Annotated in this window: 22 protein-coding genes; 7 read left to right on the plus strand and 15 right to left on the minus strand. The window is 68.0% G+C overall.

What is annotated here, in order from left to right; genetic code table 11:
- Positions 1–4 precede the first annotated feature (4 nt).
- Entirely contained in the window at positions 5–583 is a 579-nt protein-coding gene (locus UC32_RS00410) for a GNAT family N-acetyltransferase (RefSeq protein WP_045729337.1), read from the plus strand.
- Here UC32_RS00410 and UC32_RS00415 read toward each other — a convergent pair.
- The 3 genes from UC32_RS00415 to UC32_RS00425 all read right to left on the minus strand — a co-directional run bounded on the left by UC32_RS00415 (position 567) and on the right by UC32_RS00425 (position 4,412).
- Positions 567–1,763: an NAD(P)/FAD-dependent oxidoreductase gene (locus tag UC32_RS00415; protein WP_045729338.1), complete on the minus strand. Its 1,197-nt coding sequence runs from the start codon at positions 1,761–1,763 to the stop codon at positions 567–569. The genes UC32_RS00410 and UC32_RS00415 overlap by 17 nt on opposite strands.
- A 4-nt stretch (positions 1,764–1,767) precedes the next feature.
- A complete protein-coding gene (locus UC32_RS00420; protein ID WP_015938198.1) occupies positions 1,768–1,974 on the minus strand; it encodes a hypervirulence associated TUDOR domain-containing protein in 207 nt (68 codons plus the stop codon).
- A 200-nt stretch (positions 1,975–2,174) separates the two neighbouring features.
- Positions 2,175–4,412, minus strand: coding sequence for a S9 family peptidase (locus tag UC32_RS00425; RefSeq protein ID WP_045729339.1), 2,238 nt, complete (start codon positions 4,410–4,412; stop codon positions 2,175–2,177).
- A 633-nt stretch (positions 4,413–5,045) separates the two neighbouring features.
- On the opposite strand from UC32_RS00425, the gene UC32_RS00430 reads away from it, so the two are divergent.
- A complete protein-coding gene (locus tag UC32_RS00430) occupies positions 5,046–5,468 on the plus strand; it encodes an Hsp20/alpha crystallin family protein (protein WP_045729340.1) in 423 nt (140 codons plus the stop codon).
- Between the two features lie 369 nt (positions 5,469–5,837).
- Here the strand turns inward: UC32_RS00430 and UC32_RS00435 are convergent, their stop codons facing one another.
- The 8 genes from UC32_RS00435 to UC32_RS00470 form a co-directional block, all read right to left on the minus strand.
- Positions 5,838–6,791 (minus strand): ADP-dependent NAD(P)H-hydrate dehydratase, encoded by a 954-nt coding sequence (locus UC32_RS00435; RefSeq protein ID WP_045729341.1) that lies wholly within the window; start codon positions 6,789–6,791, stop codon positions 5,838–5,840.
- Positions 6,769–7,545: a histidine phosphatase family protein gene (locus UC32_RS00440; RefSeq protein WP_045729342.1), complete on the minus strand. Its 777-nt coding sequence runs from the start codon at positions 7,543–7,545 to the stop codon at positions 6,769–6,771. Before UC32_RS00440 ends, UC32_RS00435 begins: the two co-directional genes overlap by 23 nt.
- Positions 7,546–7,674: 129 nt before the next feature.
- Complete coding sequence (locus tag UC32_RS00445; protein WP_045729343.1) at positions 7,675–9,363, minus strand: alkaline phosphatase D family protein; 1,689 nt, start codon at positions 9,361–9,363, stop codon at positions 7,675–7,677.
- 222 nt (positions 9,364–9,585) lie between these two features.
- Entirely contained in the window at positions 9,586–10,725 is a 1,140-nt protein-coding gene (locus tag UC32_RS00450; protein WP_045729344.1) for an LCP family protein, read from the minus strand.
- Positions 10,726–10,896: 171 nt separating this feature from the next.
- A complete protein-coding gene (locus UC32_RS00455) occupies positions 10,897–11,541 on the minus strand; it encodes an arsenate reductase/protein-tyrosine-phosphatase family protein (RefSeq protein WP_045729345.1) in 645 nt (214 codons plus the stop codon).
- 135 nt (positions 11,542–11,676) lie between these two features.
- A complete protein-coding gene (locus UC32_RS00460) occupies positions 11,677–12,297 on the minus strand; it encodes a DUF305 domain-containing protein (RefSeq protein WP_045729346.1) in 621 nt (206 codons plus the stop codon).
- A 67-nt stretch (positions 12,298–12,364) separates the two neighbouring features.
- Positions 12,365–12,910, minus strand: a complete 546-nt coding sequence (locus tag UC32_RS19965; RefSeq protein ID WP_052690481.1) for a hypothetical protein — start codon at positions 12,908–12,910, stop codon at positions 12,365–12,367.
- A complete protein-coding gene (locus tag UC32_RS00470; RefSeq protein WP_045729347.1) occupies positions 12,910–15,078 on the minus strand; it encodes a heavy metal translocating P-type ATPase in 2,169 nt (722 codons plus the stop codon). Before UC32_RS00470 ends, UC32_RS19965 begins: the two co-directional genes overlap by 1 nt.
- Positions 15,079–15,376: 298 nt before the next feature.
- On the opposite strand from UC32_RS00470, the gene UC32_RS00475 reads away from it, so the two are divergent.
- A complete protein-coding gene (locus tag UC32_RS00475; protein ID WP_045729812.1) occupies positions 15,377–16,201 on the plus strand; it encodes a PAS and ANTAR domain-containing protein in 825 nt (274 codons plus the stop codon).
- A 129-nt stretch (positions 16,202–16,330) separates the two neighbouring features.
- Positions 16,331–17,167, plus strand: a complete 837-nt coding sequence (locus UC32_RS00480; protein ID WP_045729348.1) for an alpha/beta fold hydrolase — start codon at positions 16,331–16,333, stop codon at positions 17,165–17,167.
- A 5-nt stretch (positions 17,168–17,172) separates the two neighbouring features.
- On the opposite strand, the gene UC32_RS00485 is transcribed toward UC32_RS00480, so the two are convergent.
- Positions 17,173–17,610, minus strand: coding sequence for a hypothetical protein (locus UC32_RS00485; RefSeq protein WP_045729349.1), 438 nt, complete (start codon positions 17,608–17,610; stop codon positions 17,173–17,175).
- 183 nt (positions 17,611–17,793) lie between these two features.
- On the opposite strand from UC32_RS00485, the gene nhaA reads away from it, so the two are divergent.
- A complete protein-coding gene (gene nhaA / locus UC32_RS00490) occupies positions 17,794–19,149 on the plus strand; it encodes a Na+/H+ antiporter NhaA (RefSeq protein ID WP_045729350.1) in 1,356 nt (451 codons plus the stop codon).
- Between the two features lie 70 nt (positions 19,150–19,219).
- Here nhaA and UC32_RS00495 read toward each other — a convergent pair whose 3' ends face one another.
- The 3 genes from UC32_RS00495 to trxB form a co-directional block, all read right to left on the minus strand.
- Positions 19,220–19,453, minus strand: coding sequence for a hypothetical protein (locus tag UC32_RS00495; RefSeq protein ID WP_045729351.1), 234 nt, complete (start codon positions 19,451–19,453; stop codon positions 19,220–19,222).
- Between the two features lie 89 nt (positions 19,454–19,542).
- A complete protein-coding gene (locus UC32_RS00500; RefSeq protein WP_045729352.1) occupies positions 19,543–19,767 on the minus strand; it encodes a hypothetical protein in 225 nt (74 codons plus the stop codon).
- 293 nt (positions 19,768–20,060) lie between these two features.
- Positions 20,061–21,038 carry a thioredoxin-disulfide reductase gene (gene trxB, locus UC32_RS00505; protein ID WP_045729353.1) on the minus strand — a complete coding sequence of 326 codons (978 nt, stop codon included), beginning with the start codon at positions 21,036–21,038 and terminating at the stop codon, positions 20,061–20,063.
- Positions 21,039–21,157: 119 nt separating this feature from the next.
- On the opposite strand from trxB, the gene chrA reads away from it, so the two are divergent.
- Positions 21,158–22,369 carry a chromate efflux transporter gene (chrA, locus tag UC32_RS00510; protein WP_045729354.1) on the plus strand — a complete coding sequence of 404 codons (1,212 nt, stop codon included), beginning with the start codon at positions 21,158–21,160 and terminating at the stop codon, positions 22,367–22,369.
- A gap of 311 nt (positions 22,370–22,680) precedes the next feature.
- Positions 22,681–23,418 carry a GAF and ANTAR domain-containing protein gene (locus UC32_RS00515; RefSeq protein ID WP_045729355.1) on the plus strand — a complete coding sequence of 246 codons (738 nt, stop codon included), beginning with the start codon at positions 22,681–22,683 and terminating at the stop codon, positions 23,416–23,418.
- The last annotated feature ends 78 nt before the right edge of the window (positions 23,419–23,496 follow it).

The following is a 23,496-nucleotide window of genomic DNA, read 5'->3' on the forward strand; positions in this document are numbered from 1 at the left end:
CACCGTGGTGGACATCGCGCTACCCATCCATACGGAGCGCCTGGTCCTGCGGCGCTTCGAAGCCGGAGACCTGGAGGCCTTCCACGCCTACCACTCGCTGGCGGAGACCGCCCGTTTCCTGCCCGGGCCGGCCAAGAGCTACACCAAATCGATGGAGTCGGTGGGAAAGTACGCCAACTTCGTTTATGAGAAGGAAGGCGACTGGCTCTGCCTGGCCATCGAAGCCAACGCTGAGCCCGGGCTGCTCGGAGAAGTGGTGCTGAAGTGGCTTCCAGGCCGGGGCCAGGCGGAAGTCGGGTGGTCCATGGCGCCGCAGGCACGCGGCAAGGGCTACGCCACCGAAGCCGCGGCGGCGGTCCTGGACCTCGGCTTCGGAGAGCTTGGCCTGCGCCGGATTGAAGCAAGGCTGGACGAACTCAACACCGCCTCCGCCGCGCTCTGCAAGCGCCTGGGCATGCGGCTGGAGGGCCGCCACGTGGACAAATGGTTCTACAAGGACCAATGGGCCACGGAGATGATCTACGCGGTCCTCGCCGACGAGTGGCGTGGAGGTGCTGCAGGAGGCCCTACGCCCGCCCCTTGAGGATCAGGTTCCAGTAGACCTGCGGAAAGATGTCGCGGTCCACCACCCAGGACGCTTTGCTTTCGTTCCAGGTGGGGATCCGGGGAATGGTGGGCATGGGCCGGTACCGGTCGTCGAATTCGGCGAACACCACGGTGTCGCGTGAAACGGTGAACGGGCAGACCGAGTAGCCGTTGTACTTCTGCGTGAGCGGCTTTCCCTTCCGGGCGGCCACCAGGTTCTTGGCCAAGACCTTGGTCTGCTTGCGCAATGCCCCGCCGGACTTTGAGTTGGTGGTGCCGGCGGCGTCACCCAGGGACCAGACGTTGGGGTACCGCAGGTGGCGGAGGGTCTGCCGGTCCACCTCCACGAAGCCGCCCTTGTCCGCCGGGGCCGGGAGGTCGGTGGCCTTCAGCCAGTCCGGGGCGGACTGCGGCGGCACTGCGTTGAGGACGTCGTACTGCAGGGTCTCGCTGCCGCCGGTGGAAACGTTGCGGATGGTCGCTTCCCTGCGTGCTGCATCCACGGACACCAGTTCGCTGTCCGTCCGCAGTTCGACGCCGTACTCGGCGATCTTCCGGTCCAGCTCGCGGTCCACTTCCGGCACACCGAACACGGTGGGGTAGGGCTGGACCATCACCACGCGGATCTTGTCCAGGACGCCCTGCTGCCGCCAGTAGTCGCAGGCCAGGTACATGGGCTTCTGGCTGGCTCCGCCGCATTTGATGGGCCCGGCAGGCATGGTGAAAACGGCCGTCCCCGAGGTCAGGCCGCTGAGGAGCGTCCAGGCTTTCGACGCCAGCTCGAACTCGTAGTGCGTGGCGCCATGCGGCGAATGGACAGCATCAGCCAGGCCCGGCACGGCGTCCCAGTCATACTGCAGCCCCGGGCAGACTACCAGCTGCCCGTAGCCAACCGTTGAACCGGATGCCAGCGTGACGGTGTTGGTGTTCGCGTCCACGTCCACGGCGGCGTCCCGGATCCATTCGACGCCGGGCGGCGTCACCGCGGCCTGGCTCCGGACGGCCTCCTTCGCCTGGGCGCGGCCGCCGGCAATGTGGGAGAACAGCGGCTGGTAGAAGTGGTGGTCCTTGGGCTCGATGAGGGCCACATCCTCCACCCCGTAACGCTCCAGCCGCGCCGCCAGCGATACCCCCGCGTTGCCGCCGCCAATGATGACCACTTCATGCAAAGCGGCCACGGCGCTACTTCTTTTCGGTCAGTGCCGACGCTTTGTGCGCTGCCCGGGCGCCGGTCTTGTCCGACTCCACCACGTACTGCGGCTCATCCTTGCTGGCACGGTGCGTGTTGCCGTCCAGTTCAAAGTCGCTGGTCTTCTTCTCCACGATCTTGCCGTGCGTCTTGCCCTGGGAGGTGTTCCACTCCACGTGCGTTCCCTTGCTGAGTGACATTGCTTGCTCCTTCGGATGCCGACGGCGGAAAACAACTGCCCAACAATAGTAAGCATGATGATCTTTTCTCGGGTACCCAAAGTTGGCGCACAGATATCCGCGCGGCCGGCTTTCCCCGGGCGCGGCGCCAAGGCCGGCATACGACGGCGGCGCCCACCCGCCGTCGTACGCCCTGCTTCAGCTGGACTGCTCCAGCCGGACTACTTCAGCCCGGCCCCCGGCAGCAGTTCCGTGGCGCCGAGCGAATCGGCGATGAACGCGTAGTCCCAGGCCCGTTCGCGCCACTGCACGTACCGCCCGGACGCGCCGCCGTGGCCGCCGTCCATTTCGATCTTCATGAGGATGGGCTCGGACCCGGTGGTGCGGGTCCGCAGTTCCTGCACCCATTTGGCGGGCTCCACGTAGAGGACCCGGGTGTCATTGAAGGACGTCACGGCGGCGATCTTGGGGTAGGCCACCTCCCGCACGTTTTCGTAGGGGGAGTAGGACTTCATGTACGCATACACATCGGCGTCGGTAATCGGGTTGCCCCATTCCTCCCACTCAAGGGCCGAGAGCGGCAGGTCCGGGTCCAGGATGCTGGTGAGCGGGTCCACGAACGGCACCTGGGCTACCACGGCCGCGTACTTTTCCGGTGCCATGTTGGCGATGGCGCCCATCAGCAAGCCGCCCGCCGAGCCGCCCAGTGCCGCGATCCGCGCCGGGTCCACCCACCCGGAATTGGCCAGCCAGTCCGTGGCGTCCACAAAATCCGTGAACGTGTTCTTCTTGGTGAGCTTCTTGCCGTCCTCGTACCAGTGCCGGCCCAGCTCACCGCCGCCGCGGATGTGGGCGATCACGAACACCACGCCGCGGTCCAGCAGCGAGAGCCGCGCGATGCCGAAGTTCGGATCCATGCTCAGCTCGTAGGAGCCGTACCCGTACACCAGGCCAGCCGCCGTCGAATCCTGCCTGACGCTTTTGTGCCGGAGGACGGACAGCGGGATGCGGGTGCCGTCCGCCGCCGTGGCCCATTCCCGGGTGGCCACGTAGTCGCTGCCGTCGTAGCCGCCTAGCACCGGGCTCTCTTTGCGCAGCAGCTGCTCGCCGGCGGGCTGCTCCGCGGTGGGCAGGACGAAGTCGTAAATGCGCGACGGCGTGAAGTAGGACGTGTAGCCCAGCCGGATCACGGGTGCCTCATAGTCCGAGCCGCCCACCCCGGCGGTGTAGAGCTCCTCGTCAAACGCCGGCTCCACCGGTTCCTGCTGCGCGGCCGTGCCCAGCCCGGCGAGTCCCATCACCTGGACGCGCTCGATGGTGTCCTTGCGGATGGAGACGATGAGGTGCGTGGAGGTGACGCCGGCGCCGTTGACGCGGACGTCGTCGGAATGTTCGACGACGGTCTGCCAGGCCTGCTCCGCCAGCGGCTTTGCCAGCTCGGCCGGGTCGGCCAGGGAGACCATGGAGTTGATGGCGCCGCGGTTGTGGGCGAGGAGGATCTTTTCGGCCTTGACGCCGTCCGGGCCGTCGAGCAGGAACGGCTCCGCCTCATACAGGACGCGCTCATCCCGGGAGATGACAGTGGTGACTTCCTGCGCGGGATCATCGAACCGGAGCAGGCGGGTTTCGCTGTACTCGGAGCAGCCGATTCCCAGTACCAGGTAGCGCCGGTCAGAGGAGAGCTCGAAGCCCAGCCACATGGCGGTGTCGTCCTCCTGGTAGATCACCGTGTCCTCGCTGACCGGGGTGCCCAGGACGTGCGCCTTCACCTGGTACGGGCGCCACGAGTCATCCACCACGGTGTAGAAAATACGGGTGCCGTCGGGGGAGAAGCTGACGCCGTAGAAGATGTTCTCAATGACGTCCGGCAGCAGCTCGCCGGTGCGGAGGTCCTTGATCCGGAGGGTGAAGCGTTCGTCGCCGGAATTGTCCACGGCGTAGGCGTAGAGGGTGCCGTCCACTGTCACAGCGGTGCCGCCCACGGAGAAGAAGGGCTTCCCCTCGGCCTCGATGTTGCCGTCCAGCAGGACTTCCTCACCGGGGATTTCGACGCCGGGCTCCACGGCCGGCGGGGTCCAGTCGGCGATCCTGTCACCGGTGTCGCTGGCGCGGACACGGCACTGGATGCCGTATTCCTTGCCCTCCACCGAGCGGCTGAAGTACCACCAGCCGTCCTTGCGGTGCGGAACCGAAAGGTCCGTTTCCTGGGTGCGGCCCTTGATCTCCTGGAAGATGGCTTCGCGCAGTGGCTCCTGGTGGGCGGTGACCGCTTCCTGGTAGGAATTCTCAGCCTTCAGGTGCGCTACCACCTCGGCAGACTCCTTGTCCCGCAGCCACTCGTAGTTGTCCACGAAGGTGTCCCCGTGGTGAGTCCTTTCGGTGGGCACCTTTTTGGCCACGGGCGGGGTGGCGGTTGATGCGGGCGTGCTGGCGGAATCGTGCAGCGGAGTGGAGGTCATGGACTCAATATATAGACCGGGCACCCCGCTGTGGCCGGCGTTCGCTACCGGGGAAGAACGCCCAGCAGTCGTGTTGCTCCATCACTTTTGGTTCCTAAAACCCGGGTTTAGGGACCAAAACTGATAGAGCAACCGGGGAGGGGAAGGGGGAGGGGAGCCTGTTGGGAGGGAGGGTGCAGGCGTATCGTGTTCAGTTCAAGGCACATCCGCCCAGCCTGAGAAGGGAAGTTCCATGACCATCCCGCCAGTGCACGAACCGTCGCCGTTCCCGCCGGAGCCCGGCCCGGATCCAACAGCGCCCGATCCCACGCAGCCCGGACACCCCGGTCCGCCTGCCCCCAGCCCTTTCCCGACGCCCGAACCGCCGGGGCCGCTGCCCGTGCCGGATCCGGGCCCGGCGCCGCTCCGCCCTGATCCCACCCGGGATTAGCCAGCACCACGAACCTGTCGAAGGGGCCCTCTGCACAACGTGCGGAAGGCCCCTTTTACTTGCCCCGGGGAGTACGGGCAGCGCTAAAAAATTGTCACCGGACGGGCTTGCGAACCTTCGCCGCTGGTGCTAAAAAATCTATATCAGCCACCATAGATCGGCTGAGAGAATCAGTGTTGGACCACCCTAAGAGGAGGAAAGCCATGTTGATGCGAACCGATCCGTTCCGCGAGCTGGACAGGCTGGCCCAGCAGGTCCTCGGCACAGCAGCCCGCCCGGCAGCGATGCCGATGGACGCCTGGCGGGAGGGCCATGACTTTGTTGTCGCATTTGACCTTCCCGGAGTGTCGCCCGAGTCGGTGGACCTGGATGTGGAACGGAACGTCCTGACCGTCCGGGCAGAACGGCCGGACCCCACCGGCAAGGACACCGAACTGATCGCTTCCGAACGGCCCCGCGGCGTCTTCAGCCGCCAGCTGATCCTCGGCGACACCCTGGATACGGAGAACGTAAAGGCCAGCTACGACGCCGGTGTCCTGACGTTGCGGATTCCTGTCGCAGAGAAGGCCAAGCCGCGCAAGATCGAGATTGAGACGAAGGGGACCAAGCAGGAAATCGCAGCCTAGTTTTTCCAGGATCGGGACGTCGGGGCCTTTGTGTTGACTGCCTCTTTGGGCGTTTCGCCACTCTGTGCACGCCACCGCGCCAGACAGCGCACCGGCAGCATGTGCGCTGATGTCCCGAGGCGGCGGCCCTCCGGCTCCGGCCGGGGGGCCGTCCAAGTTACCGGCGGGGATGCCTTGTGGTGACGGGCCCGCCGGTGTAGAACGAATGGACCGGGAGGATCCGAACGCGTTGTATCTGCCAGTCTTGGGCGGTTTGCCGTTAAGGAACGCCACAGCGCCGGTAGCGCATCGGCAGTTGCGAGTGATCCCCTCCGAATACGGTGGCCCTCCGCGATAACGCTGGGGGCCATCGCTTGCCCGGGGCGGAATCTAGGTGCCCAGCTCCAACATCAGTGCCGGCAATTCGAAGGCCAGTTCCCGGGCCAGGAAGCCCAGTGGCCCCATCCTGCTGGCCAGGCGGTCCGCCGCTGCCGCATGCAGGTGCGTTCCCCAGCAGGCGGCCTGAGCGGCGGTGGTGCCCCGGGCCCGCACGCCGGCGATCGCCCCGGCCAGGACATCCCCGCTGCCCGAGGTGCCCAGGCCGCCGTAGCCCGTGGTGATCTTCCACAGTTGGGACTCCTCCGGGCCAACGCCTGGCGGCCGCGCGATCAGCCCCTGGCAGCTCACCACCGCGCCGAACCGGCGGGCGATTTCGGCCACGTCCTTTTCCAGGTCATCGGCGTCCCGGCCCAGCAGGATCCCGGCCTCGGTGGGGTTCGGAGTCAGGAGGAGCCGTCCCCGCCACGGGTCAATCTGATCCTCCAGCTCCGCGAGCGCGGCCAGCGCGAACGCGTCGAGGACGACGGCGGGGCCTCCTTCGCTGCGGGCGGCGCCGGAGCCGGTGCCGCCGTCGTCGTTGTCGCCGGCTTCCTCCCGCGCGAGGAGGGCTTCAAGAAGCTCCCGTGCCAGGTCCGGGTGGTCAAGTCCGGGTCCCACCAGGATGGCATCGGCGGAGTCGAGGGAGGACCCGATCCTGTCCACACCGTCCGCGGTAACCGATCCGCCGGCGGTTTCCGGCAGTCCGATGGCGCCGCACTCGGGCAGGGCAACACCCATTTGGACCGCCACGGATTCGGCCACGGCGAGCGTCAGCTTCCCTGCGCCGGCCCGCAGTGCTGCGGTACCTGCCAGGAGCGCAGCCCCCGGGGTGTTCCGTGCACCGCCCACCACCAGAACCGAGCCGCGCGAGTACTTGTCCTCGCCGGGGGACGGCAGCGGCCAGTCCCGCAGCAGCGACGGCGTAACCAGCTGCGCACCGGAGTCAGCGCGGGCGGACACTGGCATCCCCGGCATGTTCGGTGACGGCAACGCCCTGCTCAGCCAGGTGGTCAGCCACATTGAAGCTCTCCAGCGTCCACGGCCCCTCGCCGGTAGGCCGCACATAGCGGGTCATCGACGCGTTCAGCACCGAGGTGCTGGACGCGAGATCCAGCAGTTCCTGCTCGGACATGCCCTCCAGCACGTAGCGGAACAGCAGGATCACGGCGTCGTGGCAGACCAGCATGACGCGGTGTCCGGTGCCCAGGTTGTTCAGCTCATCCAGCACGGAGCGAAGCCGGAGCGCCACATCAGCCCAGGATTCCCCGCCCGGCGGCCGGTAGTACAGCTTGCCCTGCCAGGACCGGCGCTCGGCTTCCTCCGGGTATCGGGTCTCCACACCCAGCCGGGTCAGTCGGTCAAGGATGCCCAGCTCACGGTCGCGCAGCCGCTCATCCACCTGCACCTTCACGGGCCAGCCCGCCGTCTCCACCGCGATCTGCGCCGTCTGGTGGGCCCTTTCGTAGGGGGAGGACACCACCGCATCCGGCCGCGATTCCTCAGCGATCCGGGCCAGCGCCATACCCAAGGCGGTCGCCTGCTCCCGGCCCACCCCGGAGAGGTTCACGTCGGCGTCCCGCGCCGGAACCTCGATGATCTCCGCGCCCGCCAGGTTCGCCTCCGTGGCGGCCACGTTGCCTTCGCTCTCGCCGTGCCGCATGAGCAGCAGCTCCACCGCCCCGGCCTCCTGCACCGCTTCGGTCAGTCCGTCGTCGTTCACGAATACCCACTCCCGTCCGCTTGTGCGCCGAATCGAGGAACACTACCAGCGGCGTACCCAGTGGGCGGAAGAACTAAACGGACGACGTTGGCGGCGCACCCGGGTGCGCCTGCCGCACCTGGGGTGAAGCTACCGCTCCGGGGTCAGCACCTTGGAGAACACCGTGGCGCCGTTGGCGTTCCGCAGGCTCACCGTGAAGCTGTTGTCCTCGCCGAGCTGGACGTGCCCGAAGAACTGGTTTTCGCCGTCGCGCGGTGATTCGCCGGCAAAGCGGCCCGCTTTGGAAAATACCACCTCGGGGCCGAATGTGCCGTCCATGGCGTTGGGCCCGAAGGAGCCGGCGGCGATGGGCCCGGCCACGAACTCCCAGAACGGATCGAAGTCGGTGAACGCGGCCCGCCCGGGCGAGTAGTGGTGGGCGGCGCAGTAGTGCACGTCGGCGGTCAGCCACACCACGTTCTTCACCCGGTTCTTCTTGAACGCGCTCAGCACCCCGGCGATCTCGAGCTCACGGCCAAGGGGAGCTCCGTCGTCGCGGTTGGCCAGGCTCTCCTGGTTGACGGCGCCGTCCGGCACGATGATGCCCAGCGGCAGGTCCGCAGCAATGACCTTCCAGGTCGCCTTGGACTTGGAGACCTCCCGGATCAGCCAGGCCACCTGTTCCTGGCCCAGGATGTTGGTGGCGTAGGTTTCCTTGCCGTCCGTGTTGGGGGACTTGAAGGTGCGCATGTCCAGGCAGAAGATGTCCAGCTGCGGGCCGCGGGAGATCTTCCGGTAGATCCGGGCCGGCTGGTACTGCCCGGCATCGTCGAACGTTCCGGGCCGCCACAGCGCGCTGCTGTCCGCGATGGGCATGTTCTCCTGCCAGGCCTGCCGGCCGCGCGCCGCGAGGGTGTTGACGTTCCGGACGGTGTACCGCGGATCGTCCAGGATCTCGCCGGGGTACCAGTTGTTGGTGGTCTCGTGGTCGTCCCAGTTGGCGATCACCGGCACGTCGGCGAACATGGCCCGCATGTTGGCGTCCATCATGTTGTAGCGGTGCCGGCCGCGGAACTCGGTGAGCGTCTCGGCCACCTTGGACACCTCCTCGGTCACCAGGTTCCGCCACACCCGCCTGTCCTTTTCCACCACAGTTTCCGTGAGCGGGCCGTCCGCGTACACGGTATCGCCCGAGTGGATGAAGAAGTCCGGCCGGGTCTGGTGCATGGCCCGGTAGCCTCGCATCCCGCCGATCTCCTCGTTGATGCCCCAGCCCTGGCCGGCGGTGTCTCCGGTCCAGACGAAGCTTTGCGCGTACGACGCCGGGACGTCACCTCCGTTGCTTGTGCCACCGGTGCGTCCCTTGCCGTTGACGGCGCCCCTGTCCGGTGCCGTGCGGAAGGTGCCCCGTGCGGCCTCACCAGCCGCGCCGCCGTCGTCCTCGAAGCTGATCTCCAAGGCGAATCGGGTGTTGGACGGGAGGTTGCCGGCATGGATCTTGGCAGTGAAGTCGGACGCCTGGGTGGCCCGGGGCCCGCGGATGACCCGCTCGAAGGCGCCCCGCCCGCGGAGGACCTCGCCGCCGTCGTCCACTGCCCGCAGCACCGCCGTCATGCGGCCGGCCTCCGAGGACCGGGACCACAGGACGGCCGAATCGGACGTGACGTCGCCGGTGGCGATGCCGCTGGGGAGCGTGAGCCGGTTGCGGACCAGGGCCACCCCGGCGGGTGACAGGGTGGGTGTGGCGGGCCCAGCGGCGTTTGCTGCGGCCGGGGCGGAAGCCAGTGCGGCGGCGAGCACGGAGCCCTTGACCATGGTGCGGCGCGAAATGTCAGTCATGCCCTCCACCCTTCAGGTGCCGTGCGCACAGGGCTTTTCGGCAAGGTGAACGGCGGGTAAGCCCGGGCTGAACAGCGCCCGGTTCGGTCCGCACCCGGAGTCTCGACCTGCACCTTCGGGTTAGACGCGCAGGTTCGTTGGCGCACCCCATATCTGGTCCGCGCCAGCGAACGTGCGCGTCGGCATCGGATTTGCGTGTCGCTGGAAGCCCGGCCGGCGCTGTTACTGCCTCGCGAGCTCGCCGATCCGGCCCTCTCGCAGGGCTGCACCCACCGCCGCGATGCCGCCGTAATCCGGGAACAGCACCGACTGCCCGGCAACGAACCCGGACCCCGCGGTGGGAAGCGTCATGCTGCGGATCGCGTTGGCATCCAGGTTCCTCAGGCTGTAGGCCAGGATGGCGGCCTGGACCGGGTCGAAGCCCTTGTCCACGGTGAGGCAGCAGGACGCGAACTCCACGAGGGACCGCACCGCCGTGACGTCATTCAGCGCCCCGCCGCCGGTGAGGCGGGCCAGGATGGCGCGGAGCATGATCTGCTGGTCCCGGACCCGCTGGAAGTCGCCGTCGGCAAAGGCGTAGCGCTCGCGGACGAACTCCAGCGCCGCCTGCCCGTCCAGGTGGTTCATGCCCGCGGGGAACACATGCTGGGTCTCGATGGTGGACTGGAAAGCGATGGGCACGTCCACGTCGATGCCGTTCAGGCCGTCCACCAGGAGCTTGAACCCGCCGAAGTCCAGCATCAGGGTGTGGTTGATGGTGATGCCCAGCAGTTCCTGGACGGCGGCGGTCTGCATGTCGATGCCGCCGTATTCCAGCCCGGCGTTGATCTTGGCGCCGCCGTAGCCGGGGATGTTCACCCACGTGTCGCGGTTGATGGAGATGAGGTAAAGCGTGCTGCGGTCGGCCGGGACGTGGACCACCATCAGGGTGTCCGCCCGGTGGTCCTGCGCTTCGCCGGTGGCCGCCGTGTGCGCAGCGGCATCTTTTGCCGGTGTGCCGCCGCGGATGTCGCTGCCGATCACCAGGATGTTCATGGCCCCGGGCGGCAGTTCCGCGATGGGTGGGGGCGGCGGAGGAGCCGCCGGTGCCGGCGGCGGGGGCGTTTCGGACGGGGTCAGTGACGGCGTGGGGGAGGCGGATTCGCTTTGGGTGGCGGTGCCCTGGGCGGCTGGCGGCGTGACGTTGCCGGCCCGGTTGAGGCTCACCACAGCCACGACGGCGGCGGCCACCAGGACCAGGGCCAGCAACGCGGCGATCCACCGGCGGCGGCCGTGCGCCACCATCCAGCGGCCGTGCTGTGAGGTGCCCGGGTTGGTGGGTCCTGCAGGACCTGATGGGTCAGAACCGCCTGGTGTGCTCATAGTGCCCCTCATCTCACCGTGACTGTGGTGGGATCAGTGTCCGCCCGCCGGTGCCCGGTTGGCTACAGCCGTGGCCAAACTGTCACCTGCGGGGTGGTCACGTGCCGGACACAGCCGGGTGCCGCCGTCGTCATAGCAGCTGTATATCAGGAGCCAGGCCTTGCGGGAACGCTACAGCGAGTTGGGGACGTTCCCGCGAACCGGAGAGTTGAGGCGGGCATGCCGCAGGATGGACACGATGGCGGGGGCCAGCTCGTCCTCCATCTGCCGGTACACCTCGGGGGAGCGCCGGTACGGGTCAATGATGTCGTTCTCCGCGGAATCCGCCGGCAGGGCCAGGTGGCGGACACCCGCGGCACGGGCCGGAAGGGTCCGCCAGTACGCGGTGTTCGCGGCCAGCGGGTCGGCGCCGTGATTCTCGGCGGGGGGTTCGGTGGCGCGGCCGTCCAGCACGTCGAGCATCCTTGCGAACTCGCGGATGGTGAACGTCCGTTTGAGCATCGACGCGTCCTGCTGCAGCACCTCACCGCGGTGGCCGGACGTCATGGTGAGCACCAGGTCAACGCCGCGAAGGATCCTGGAGTTGAGCTGCCGGGCCTCGAACCCGTCCGGAGTCCCGCCGTAGGTCCGCACGATGTCGGCCGAAATGGGCTGCATGGGGTCTCCCACCATGGCCCGGGTTCCGGCACTGGCCACCTCGAACCCGCCGGGCACCACCTGGTTGAGTCCTGTTTGCAGCAGCCGTTCGGCCACAGGGGAGCGGCAGATGTTGCCCGTGCAGACGGTCAGGATTCTTACTGGTGCGGGGATATCCAAGGGAAGTTACTCTTTCCAGCCGGTGCCGGGACCGTACAGTCCGTGCCTCTCAACTTAACACGCACACGCCCGACGGCGGCCGCCCCACCCCGCACGCGCGCCCACCACTGGCGGGCGCGCGACGGAGCAAAGTAGTCATAGGCCGGCCAGGAGTTCTTTCATCTCAGTGATTTCGGCTTCCTGGGCTTTGATGATGTCCCGGGCCAGCTGGATGGTCTGCGGGTACTTGCCGGAGCCGATTTCCTGCCGGGCCATGTCGATGGCGCCCTCGTGGTGCCCGGTCATCTGCTGGAGGAAGAGGCGGGCGGCGTCGGTGCCCTGTGCGGCCTTAAGGCGGGCAATGCCGTCGTCGTCAACCATGCCGCCCATGCCGTGGCCGGAGTGGTCGCCCATCATGGTGGGCACGTTCCAGCCTTCCAGCCAGCCGGTCATCTGCTTGATCTCGGGCGTCTGCGCGTCCTTGATCCGGGTGGCCAGCGAGGCCACCGGGGCGGGGATATCAGGCTTTGCCAGCAGGATGTCGCTCATCTCCACGGCCTGCTGGTGGTGCGGGATCATCATCTGGGAAAACATGATGTCCGCCTGGTTATGGTCCGCGTTGGCGTCCGGCATCATGCTGGACATCGGCGCGGAGCTGCCGTGGTCCATGGGCATGGTGTTTCCGCCGGAGCTGCCGGATCCGGTGGCACAGCCTGCCAGGCCAAGGGAGGCTGCAAGGGCGGCGGCGAGGGTCAGGGTCTTGAATTTGGTGGTCATTGGTGGTCCTTCAGGGGAGTAGTTGAACTGGCTTGGTGCGCGGGGGGGGCCGCGCGGCGCAGTCGGCTTACGTCCGGCTGATGGACAGCTCGCAGGGCGACGGGCTGGGAGCGATGTGGGAATAGCCGGTGACAGTGCCGGCGCTGGCTGGCCGTCCGGCACTGTGACTGTGCATTGCCGTGGGCGGCTCGGCAGAGAGCGACCCCGTCTTGGCCAGCGGGGTGCAGGAGGCCGCGGCATCCTGGCCGCCGGGGTGCGACGGCGTGCAGGCTGCCGGCTCGGCCACGTACGGGCGAGCCACTAAATCTCCGGGGACGGAACGCTGGTCAGCGGAGCGCACGGCATCAGGGGAAGGCGCGACGCCGGCGTTCCCGGCCAGGTGCGCATGGTGCCCGGCCGGATGCCTGTCAGCGGCGGGCATCCCGGCGTCAACAGCGGACTGTGCAGCGCCGGGATCCGGTGCGGCACCGGCGTGCGCCGCATGCGAGGTGTGGCCCGCCGTCATGACGTGCATTCCGAAGATCCCCGCCACCACCGCCAGCACCGCAGCCAGCAGCGTCGAGCGGCGGAGCAGCGCCGCCACGCGACGGGAAACCGGAAGACCGGACGGCATCAGCGCACCTCGGCGGGGTTGAGCCGGAGCCGCCGCAGCAGCTGGGCGTTCAGCGCCACCACGATGGTGGAGGCGCTCATCAGGACGGCGCCGGCGGCCGGTGAGAGGACCACGCCGGCGAAGGCGAGCACGCCGGCGGCCAGCGGCACGGACAGGATGTTGTAACCGGTGGCCCACACCAGGTTCTGCCACATCTTGCGGTAGCTCGCCCGGGAGAGGTCCACCATGGACAACACCGCACGCGGATCGTTGCCGGCCAGCACCACGCCCGCCGACTCCATGGCCACATCCGTCCCGGCGCCGATGGCGATGCCCACCTCGGCGCGGGCCAGCGCCGGGGAGTCGTTCACGCCGTCGCCCACCATGGCAACCTTGAGTCCGCGGCCCTGCAGCTCCGCCACTTTCTTGTCCTTGTCCGCCGGCAGTACCTCGGCGAACACCTCGTCGATCTTCAGGTCCGCGGCCACGGCCTGCGCCACCTGCCGGGCGTCGCCGGTGATCATGGCTACCTTGACGCCGCGGTTCTGCAGCGCCGCAACTGCCTGCCGCGATTCCGGCCGTACGGCGTCCTCCAGGCTGACGGCACCCAGGACGCGGCCGCCGTCGAGCACGTGCAGGACAGAGGCGCCACGCTCCCGCCAGCCGCGCGTTGCCTCGGCCAGGCCGGAAGGCTCGACGGCGCCAAGCTCGCGCAGGAGCGCCGGCCCGCCCACGTACAGCGGGCGGCCGGCCACGGTTGCCTGTACCCCGCGGCCCGCCAGCGCCGAGAAGCCGGACGCGGCAGGGACGGTGAGGCCGCGGTTCCGCGCCGCGCGGACGATGGCCCGGGCGGCGGGATGCTCGCTGTCGGATTCAACGGCGGCGGCGAGGGACAGCAGGCTGTCAGCGTCCAGGGACCCTGTTGTTGCGATGTCCCGGAGCTCGGGCTCGCCCTTGGTGAGGGTGCCGGTCTTGTCGAAGAGCACCACATCAATGGTCCGCATGCGCTCCAGCGCCATCCGGCTCTTGATCAGCACCCCGGCGCGGGCGGCCTGTTCCGTGGAGATCGCGATCACCAGCGGGATGGCCAGGCCCAGGGCGTGCGGGCAGGCGATGACCAGCACCGTCACCGTCCGGGTGACCGCTTCCGGCACGCTGCCCAGCAGGGTCCAGGCGATGAACGTCAGGACACCTGCGCCGGCGGCGAAGTAGAAGAGGAAGGCTGCGGCACGGTCGGCCAGGGCCTGGGCGCGGGAGGACGACGCCTGGGCTTCGGCCACCAGCCGCTGGATGCCGGCCAGCGCGGTGTCTTCCCCCACGGCTGTGACGCGGACGCGCACCCCTGAGTCGGTGGCCACGGTTCCCGCCACCACGGCGTCACCGGGTCCGCGCGGAACGGTCTTGGATTCGCCGGTGATCATGGACTCGTCGAACTCGGCGCGGCCCTCAGCCACCGTGCCGTCGGCGGGCATCCGGGCTCCTGGGCGGACCAGGACCAGGTCGCCTGGCCGCAGTTCGGACACGGGGACGGTCTCGGTGCCGGATGCCGTGACGCGTTCGGCGTCGTCCGGCAGCAGTGCGGCGAGGGCGTCCAATGCTCCCTGCGCCGATCCGAGGGCACGCATCTCGATCCAGTGGCCCAGCAGCATGATGGCCACCAGGAGCGCCAGCTCCCACCAGAAATCCAGGTCGAAGCCGCCCAGGCCCAGGCTGGTGACCCAGGAGGCGGTGAACGCCACTGTGATGGCCATGGCGATCAGCAGCATCATGCCGGGCTGGCGGTCCTTCAGCTCCTGCAGGCCGCCCTTGAGGAATGGCTGGCCGCCGTAGAGGAAGATGACGGTTCCCAGGACCGGCGGGATCCAGGCCGAGCCCGGAAACATGGGCGCCATGTAGCCCAGGAGATGGCCCACCATGGGGCTGAAGAAGACCACGGGAACCGACAGGGCAAGCGTGAGCCAGAACCTGTTCTTGAACATGGCGGTGCTGTGCCCAGCGTGCTGGCCGGAGGTATGGACGGTGTGGCCGTCATCGGGGTGCGGGTGGGCGCCGTCCTGCAGGGATGCCGCAGCGTTGGTGTGGCCGGGAGCTTGCCCGTGCCCGGCAGGGGCAGCAGCAGCCCGGGCATCGGTGACCGTGCCGGCGGATTCACGGCCGGCGTCGTGATGGTGACGGGAATGGTCTTGCATGGGAGTCAGGTCCTTTTCTTGGCGAAGGAAGAATCCTTATGGACAAGCAGGCGCTGGGGTTGAACGGCTGTGAAAGCGGAGCGCTTGGAAACGCCGGCCGGGACATACCACTTCACTGACAACACACACAACATACCCCTAGGGGGTATTTCAGTCAAGCGTTCCGTGCAGCGTGTGACCGAGGGGAGGGGCGCCCCGGCCTACCAACTTAATCTGGCTCTTGTCATACTGGTATAAAGGCCCACACGGGCGGAGCATGCCTGTGCGGCGGAACGGATGCTACACGGAGGTGGCCCCTGTGAAGGACGTGCCCGGCCCTTACACGTACTCGAGCGCTTTGGGGGACGACGACTGCATCGCCGGCACCTACACGGCCGAGGTGGACGGCTGGAAACTCTCTTGGTCCGACGGGATGTACCAGCTGCATGGCTACCGCCGCGGGGACGTGGTTCCCACCCTGGACCTGCTGTTCGCCCACAAGCACCCCAAGGACCGGCCGCGCTGCGAAGCCATCGTGGCCCAGGTTGCCCAGACCGGCGGGTATTTCTGCATGTACCACCGGATCATCGATGCCAAAGGCAAAACCAAGCGCGTGCTGTCCTCCGGCGAGGGCATCGTTGGCCCGGACGGCAAGGTCACCGTGATTGAGGGAGTGATGGTGGACCTCACCTCAACCCTGCAGCGCGAAACCGAGCAGACCGCACGCGATGCGGTGGCGGGCGCCACCGCATCGCGAACCGTCATCGACCAGGCGAGGGGAATCCTCATGGGCCTGCTCGGCATCGGCTCCGATGAAGCGTTCCAGCAGCTGGTGGCCACCAGCAGCCACCGGAACGTCAAGCTCGTGGCAGTGGCGGCGGAGCTGGTGCAGCTGGCCAACTCGGAGGATGCCCGGGAATACCTGGTCAGGGCCGTCAGGGCAATTGCCGACCGGTTGCCCGCAGCGTCGGGGAGCCAGGACAAGTCCAGGGAACACCAGGCTGCCCGGGATCGCCGGGCAACACCGGAGCGCCGGGCCGCACCCGCACCGTCCGCGGTAGCTGCCGCGCGCTCCGCCGTCCCCGGGCCCGCGCCCCGCCCTCCGGCGGTACGCCCGGGACCCGGGCGCCGCCCCGCAGGCTGACGCCGGGCGGGCGTTCCCGGGGCGGGCTGAAACCCCAATGCCGCACCCATCCGAAGGTCAGCATGCTGCCGAATGACTGGAGTTCGGACTTCAACCGAAGCCCGGAAACCGCATATCGGAAGGTCAGCCATGACCGAAGTTACCGCCCACCACGGGCTGTTCAAGGACACCAACCTGCATGTGGACGATGCCGGCGGAGCGGGCCGCCCGGTGGTCCTCATCCACGGATGGCCGCTCTCCGGGAAATCATTCGAGGAGCAGATCCCGGCGCTGCAGGAGGCCGGTTACCGCCCCATCACCTATGACCGCAGGGGGTTTGGCCTCAGCAGCAAGCCGCCGGCAGGCTACAACTACGATGTCCTGGCCGAGGACCTGCAGAAGGTCCTGGTGGAACTGGACCTGACGGACGTGACCCTGGTGGGCTTTTCCATGGGCGGCGGTGAGGTGGCACGCTACCTCGGCCTGTACGGACCGGCGAGGATCCGCAGCGTGGTCTTCGCCTCCGCCGTGACGCCCTACCTTCTGCAGACGGACGACAACCCGGACGGTCCCCTGACCCCTGAGCAGGCGGACGGCATGGCCGAGGACCTCGTCAAGGACGAGACAGCTTTCTACGATTCCTTCACCCGCGAGTTCTTCTCAGTGGACGGAGTCCTCAAGGTCAGCGAGGTGCAGCGAAAAGAAGCCGGTGCCATGTGCGGGCAGGCTAACCAGAACGCGGCCCTGGCCTGCATGGCGGCCTTCGGCGGGACCGACTTCCGGGGCGACCTCGCGGATGTCACCGTCCCGGCATTGGTGATCCACGGCGACGGCGATGCCACCGTACCGTTCGAAGGTTCCGGCCAGCGGACGCACGCCGCGCTGGCGAACAGCGAGGTCCATGTCATCAAGGATGCGCCGCATGGCTGCAACGTGAGCCACGCGGCGGAGTGGAACAGGGTGCTGATCGAATTCCTGGCGAAATAGGCCGGCTACTGGCCCACGTACACGTTCTGGTGGATACGCCTCAGGCCTTCGGATTCCAGTTGGACGGCGTCGGCATAGTCCGGCACCAGGACGGCGGGCCTCTTGTCGGTTCCGCTGACGGTCACGATCTTGTTGCTGGAGCTGCCGGCTGCCACCGCGCATCCCGCGTAATCGGTGACTCGCTGGTTCACGTTGACCACGGCAAGGCAGGCCTGGGCGCCATCAGAGCTCTGCGCTGCAAAGAACTTCCGGCCGTCATCTTCCACCAGGAAACGCAAGGTGGCGGGATCAACCTGTTCCAGGAAGTTGGCATCGTACGGGAGCACATCCTCAGGTCCGGCAGGTGCTTTCAGCGCATCAATGCCGTATCCGTCGCTCGCGCAGCCGCCGAGCAGCAGCGGAACCGTCAGCACGGCCACCGTCGCCGCGGGTTTGAGCTTCATCATCTGTTCCCCCAGGATCGTGAATACCGTGCCAATGACGCTAGCGCACCGTTTCCGGCAGGTCTTGTCATACGCAAGCAGGCCGTTTCGTGTGCACCGCCCAAAGGCCGTTACGATGGTTGAAGGTGCGCCGGGAAGTCTGGTCGGCATAGTTTCGCCGACCCCCAAAGTCAGGACCCTGCCATGACCTCCGCCCCGCAGCCCCCGCACAAGCACCAACCCCAGCCCCGCCGTCCGATCCTGGCCCGCGGCTCCTACGCCGAGGCCCTGCGGATCGGCGAGATCCTGCGCAAGGAAACGGTGGGCGGTGCCCTGCTGGTGGCCGCTGCCGTGATAGCCCTCATCTGGGCCAACTCACCTGCGTCGGACAGCTACTTCGCCCTTCGTGACATCACCGTGGGCTACGCGCCCTGGCACCTCGAGCTGAGTCTTGGCGCCTGGGCGGCCGACGGGCTCCTGGCGGTCTTCTTCTTCCTGGTGGGACTCGAGCTCAAGCGCGAATTCGTGGCGGGCGACCTCCGCCAGATCAGCACGTCCATCGTCCCGGTGCTGGCCGCCGCCGGAGGTGTGCTGGCCCCCGCGGTGATCTATGTCGTCGTCAATGCCGCCAACCCGGACACGCTCCGCGGCTGGGCCATCCCCACCGCCACGGACATCGCGTTCGCCGTGGCCGTGCTGGCCGTCATCGGATCGCACCTGCCCAGCGCGCTGCGGATCTTCCTGCTGACCCTGGCCGTGGTGGACGACCTGATCGCCATCAGCATCATCGCGTTCTTCTATTCCAGCGACCTCCAGATTGTGCCGCTGCTCCTGGCGCTGGTCCCGCTGGGCATCTTCACATTCCTGGTCCAGAAGTACCGCCGGTTCTTCGGCACCCATGCCGCCGCGGCCTGGCTGATCCTGCTGCCGCTGGGTTTCGCCGCCTGGGCGCTGGTGCACGCCTCCGGCATCCACGCCACCGTTGCCGGCGTGCTGCTGGGCTTCGCGGTGCCGGTGCTCCGGTCGCAGGCCAGCGGCGGGCCGGAGGCCGGCCCGGGGCTCGCGGAAATCTTCGAGCACCGGTTCCGGCCCATCTCCGCTGGTGTTGCCGTCCCCGTGTTCGCCTTCTTCTCGGCCGGGGTAGCGGTGGGCGGATGGGACGGTTTCGTGTCGGCGCTCGCGGACCCGGTGGCGCTGGGCATCATCCTGGCGCTGGTCCTGGGCAAGCCGATCGGCATCCTGGGCACCACCTGGCTCGTGACCAAGACCACCAAGGCGAAGCTTGACGATTCCTACCGGTGGATCGACATCTTCGGCGTGGCACTGCTGGCCGGCATCGGCTTCACGGTGTCGCTCCTGGTGGCCGAGCTCAGCTTTGGCCAGGGCAGCCTCCACGACGACCACGCCAAGGTGGGCATCCTCACCGCATCGCTGCTTGCCGCCGTTCTGGCCAGCGTCATCCTCCGCACCCGGAACCGGCAGTACCGGCAGGCCGAGGAGCTGGAAAAGGTTGACGCGGACCAGGATGGCATCCCGGACGTCTACCAGGGCCGCGCCTGACCGGAGCCTTCAGGAACGCACGACGCCGGCACGCACCCGTGTGCCGGCGTCGTGGTTTATCTGTGGCCGGCTAGGCCGGGGCGAGTCCCAGCAGGGGGTCCGCGGGTGCCTCCACGTGGCGGATCTCCAGGGCCTCCGGGTCCAGCAGCTTGCGCGCGCCGGTCCGGGCGTCCAGGATCCAGAAAAGATCCAGCGCGGGCACCACCCCGGTCACCCGGCCGCTGTGGAACAGCTTGCCCCGGTGCCACGCCTCGATGTTGTCTCCAATACGGAGCTGAGCGGTACTGACTCCCTGTGCCTCCATGCGGGCTGCCTCCTGCTGGTTGTGTCCCCGTACGCCCAGCTTGCCGTAGCGAGGTTGCAGGAGTGTTTCCGCAGGGTGTTATTCCTGTGTCAGCTGAGGTTGGTGCGCCGGATGCTCAGCATGTGGAGCAGCAGGGCCCGCTGGGGCTGGCCCGGATTGCGGTCCACGAACAGGCTGAGGGAGGCGCGGGCACCGGCTTCTGCCGGGTCTGTGCCGCTCATGATTTCTTCGATGATTTCCAGCGCCTGCAGCTGGAGGTCCAGGAGCGCAACTTCCTCATGGACTGACAGCGGAGCTCTTGAATTTCCGGACATGGGGTTGCCGCCTTTGTGCTGGGAGCCCTCCCCGGGGAGGAGCAGCAGCCTCTCCCAAGCCCATCGGATCAATATACTAAGTGTACTTATAGGTCTGTGGGCGGCAAGGCTTTCCCGGAACCAGTTTCCGGGCCCACGCGGGCTGGTGCGGCGTCAGCTGCCCGGGAAGAACCCTCTCCGTTGCTCTATCACTTTTGGTCCCCAAATCGGCGGTTTGGGGACCAAAAGTGATAGAGCATCCGGGTTGCCGTGACGTTGACCCGGGATTGCCCGTGGCCGGCGGGGCGGCGGCGTCAGCTGTGCGTGGGTTCCTCCACCAGGGCGGTGGCGATGCTCGAGGCGTCGTCCAGGGCGGCCAGGTACCGCTCCGCATCCAGGGCCGCGGCGCAGCCGGTACCCGCGGCGGTAATGGCCTGGCGGTAGCGGTGGTCCACGGCGTCACCGCACGCGAAGACGCCGGAGAGGTTGGTGCACGTGGTGGGGGAGTCCACCTTGATGTAGCCCTCGTCATCCAGGTCCACCTGGCCCGTCAGAAGTTCGGTGCGCGGCAGGTGGCCGATCGCCACGAAGATCCCCGTGGCGCCGAGCTCCCTGGTTTCGCCGGAGCGGGTGTCCGCCAGGGTGACGCCGGTGACCTTGGTGTCGCCGTGGATGGCAGTGATGGCGGAGTTCCATTCGAACCGGATCTTGGGGTTGTCCTTGGCCCGCTGCGCCATGATGCGGGAGGCCCGCAGTTCGCCCTTGCGGACCACGACGGTCACGGACTTCCCGAAGCGGGTAAGGAAAGTTGCTTCCTCCATGGCGGAGTCGCCGCCGCCCACCACAATGATGTCCTGCTCGCGGAAGAAGAAACCGTCGCAGGTGGCGCACCAGGACACGCCGTGGCCGGACAGCTTCTTTTCCTCGGGCAGGCCCAGTTCCTTGTACGCGGAGCCGGTGGCCAGGATGACAGCAGGTGCCTCGTGGGTCTCCCCGGCGCCGGTGACCACGCGCTTGACCGAACCCTTCAGGTCAACGGACGTGACGTCGTCGAACACCACCTTGGCGCCGAACTTCTCGGCCTGCTGCTGCAGCCCGTCCATCAGTTCGGGACCCTGGATGCCGCCGGGGAAGCCGGGGAAGTTTTCCACCTCGGTGGTGTTCATCAGCGCACCGCCCGCGGTGACGGAACCGGCCAGCACCAGCGGGGCCAGGCCTGCCCGGGCGGCGTAAATGGCGGCGGTGTAGCCCGCGGGGCCGGAGCCGATGATGATCAGCTGTTCGTTGCTCATGGGGTTCTCCTTGAGAGGTAGCGGGCGTGCGCCCCTCCAGTGGAGCAATGGTCCTTGGCCCGTGTCAATCCGCTGCATAATGGGGCCATGACCCCACCGCCGATGACCGTGGCTGCACCGTGACCGGCGAGCCGGCAACCCCACGCCGCGGCTCGGCCTGGGAAGTGTTCGGCGTGTTCCTCAAACTGGGGGTTACCTCGTTTGGCGGCCCCATCGCGCACCTGGGTTATTTCCGCGACGAACTGGTCCGGCGCCGCAAATGGGTGGACGACAGGGAATACGCGGACCTGGTGGCGCTGTGCCAGTTCCTTCCCGGGCCTGCCTCCAGCCAGGTGGGCTTCGGCCTGGGGCTGCACCGCGCCGGCCCCCTTGGCGCCCTGGCCGCGTTCCTCGCCTTCACCCTCCCGTCCGCGGCGCTGCTGGTCGCCTTCGCGCTGGGTGCCGCGCTGTTCCAGGGCACCGTCGGCACCGGCATTCTCACCGGACTGAAGATCGTGGCGGTGGCCATCGTGGCCCAGGCGGTATGGGGCATGGCCAAAGCCCTCACTCCGGACCGGGAGCGGGCGGCGATCGCCGTGGTCGCTGCCCTGTCCGCCACGCTGCTGGCCGGGTCGCTCGGCCAGATAACGGCCATCCTGTTCGGCGCGCTCGCCGGGCTGCTGGTCTGCCGGCGGGGCACCACAGACCTGACCGGCCACCTGCGCTTTCCCGTCAGCCGGACCGCGGGAATCACCTGCCTGGTCCTGTTCGTGCTTTTGCTGCTGGGCCTGCCGGTACTGGCGCTGGCTACGGGTTCGGCCGGGATCACCCTGTTCGAGGCGTTCTACCGGGCCGGCGCACTGGTGTTCGGCGGCGGCCATGTGGTCCTGCCCCTGCTCCAGGCCGGCGTGGTGGATCCGGGCTGGGTCACCAGCCAGCAGTTCCTGGCAGGTTACGGCGCCGCGCAGGCGGTGCCGGGCCCGCTGTTCACCTTCGCGGCCTACCTGGGCACGGCGTCCGGGTACGGTCCGGGCGGCGTGGCGGGTGCCGCCGTCGCGCTCGCCGGCATCGTCCTGCCCGGGTTCCTGCTGCTCACCGGCGTGCTGCCGTTCTGGAACTCCTGGCGGTCCCGGCCCGGGGCACAGGCCCTGATGCGGGGCGCCAACGCTGCCGTGGTGGGCATCCTGGCCGCCGCCCTGTACAACCCGCTGTTCACCACCGCCGTCACCGGGCCGGGGCCGTTCTGCCTGGGCCTGCTCTGCTTCGTGCTGCTCATCGCGTGGAAGACGCCGCCCTGGGCCGTGGTGCTGGTGGGCGCGGCCGGCGGAGTGCTGCTGGCCCTGGCTGGCTGACGTCACTTCGCGCCCGCCGGCAACGCGCTGATGCGGCTTCGACGCGCTGATCCGGTTTCGACGCGCACATGCGGTTTCGACGCGCTGATCCGGTTTCGACGCGCAAGTTCGTTGACGTACCCCAGATATCCGGGGCGCCCAAGAAGGCGCGCGTCGGTGGCGGGGTTGCGCGTCGAAAAACAGGCAATGACACCGGCAAGGCGGCGAAGCCCTGCCGTGGGAGTAGGCTGGAATTGCCGTCCGGTCCTGGGCGGCTCGGGTCCCGGTTCAGTCCGTGGGAAGGTCTGCCGGGCAGCACCAGGAAGCCCTCCATGGCCACAGACAAAACCGACGAGCCGGTAGCCAAGCGCCTCGGCGAACTGGTCCTCACCAGTTCCCACGTTGAGGAATTCCTCCATGACCTGGCCGTCGAGGCCGCAGCCGAGCTGTCGTCCACCGGGCAGCAGGTGTCCTGTTCCGTTACCGTGGTGCGGCGGAAGAAGGCTGCAACGGCGGCCAGCAGCGATGGCCGCGCCCGGGCCATGGATGAGGTGCAGTACACCTTCAATGACGGCCCGTGCCTGTCTGCCATCCGCCTGGCCACCACCATCCATGTGCCGGACCTGCACAATGAGAGCCGCTGGCCGGAGTACCTGGAGGCCGTGAACGAAGGGACCCTCAAATCCATCCTGGCGGTGCCCGTCCCGGTGGACAGTGATGCCCGGGCAGCCCTGAATCTGTACTCCGACGGCAAGGATGCGTTCCCCGCCGACTCCGTGGCCTCCGCCGAACGGTTCGCCCGGGAAGCCAGTCAGTCCCTGCGTCTGGCACTGCGGATCGCCCACCTGACGGATGCGCGCGACGACCTCGCCGCCGCTATGGCTTCCCGTACCACCATCGACCTCGCAGCCGGGGCCATCATGGGCCAGAACCGGTGCAGCCAGGAAACGGCCATGGCCATCCTCAAGAGCGCCTCCAGCACCCGCAACATCAAGCTCCGGGACATAGCCGCCCGGGTCATCGCCTCAGTAGCCGCCGACGATACCGTCAGCACCCACTTCGACGCCTGAGGCCGCGGTCACAGCGCCGCGGTCATAGCGAACGGCGGGACGTACGACGCCGGCCTGCCGCCGCAGTGCGTCAGCCGC

This window comes from Pseudarthrobacter chlorophenolicus, from assembly GCF_000962805.1.
GTDB classification, from domain to species: Bacteria; Actinomycetota; Actinomycetes; order Actinomycetales; family Micrococcaceae; genus Arthrobacter; species Arthrobacter chlorophenolicus_A.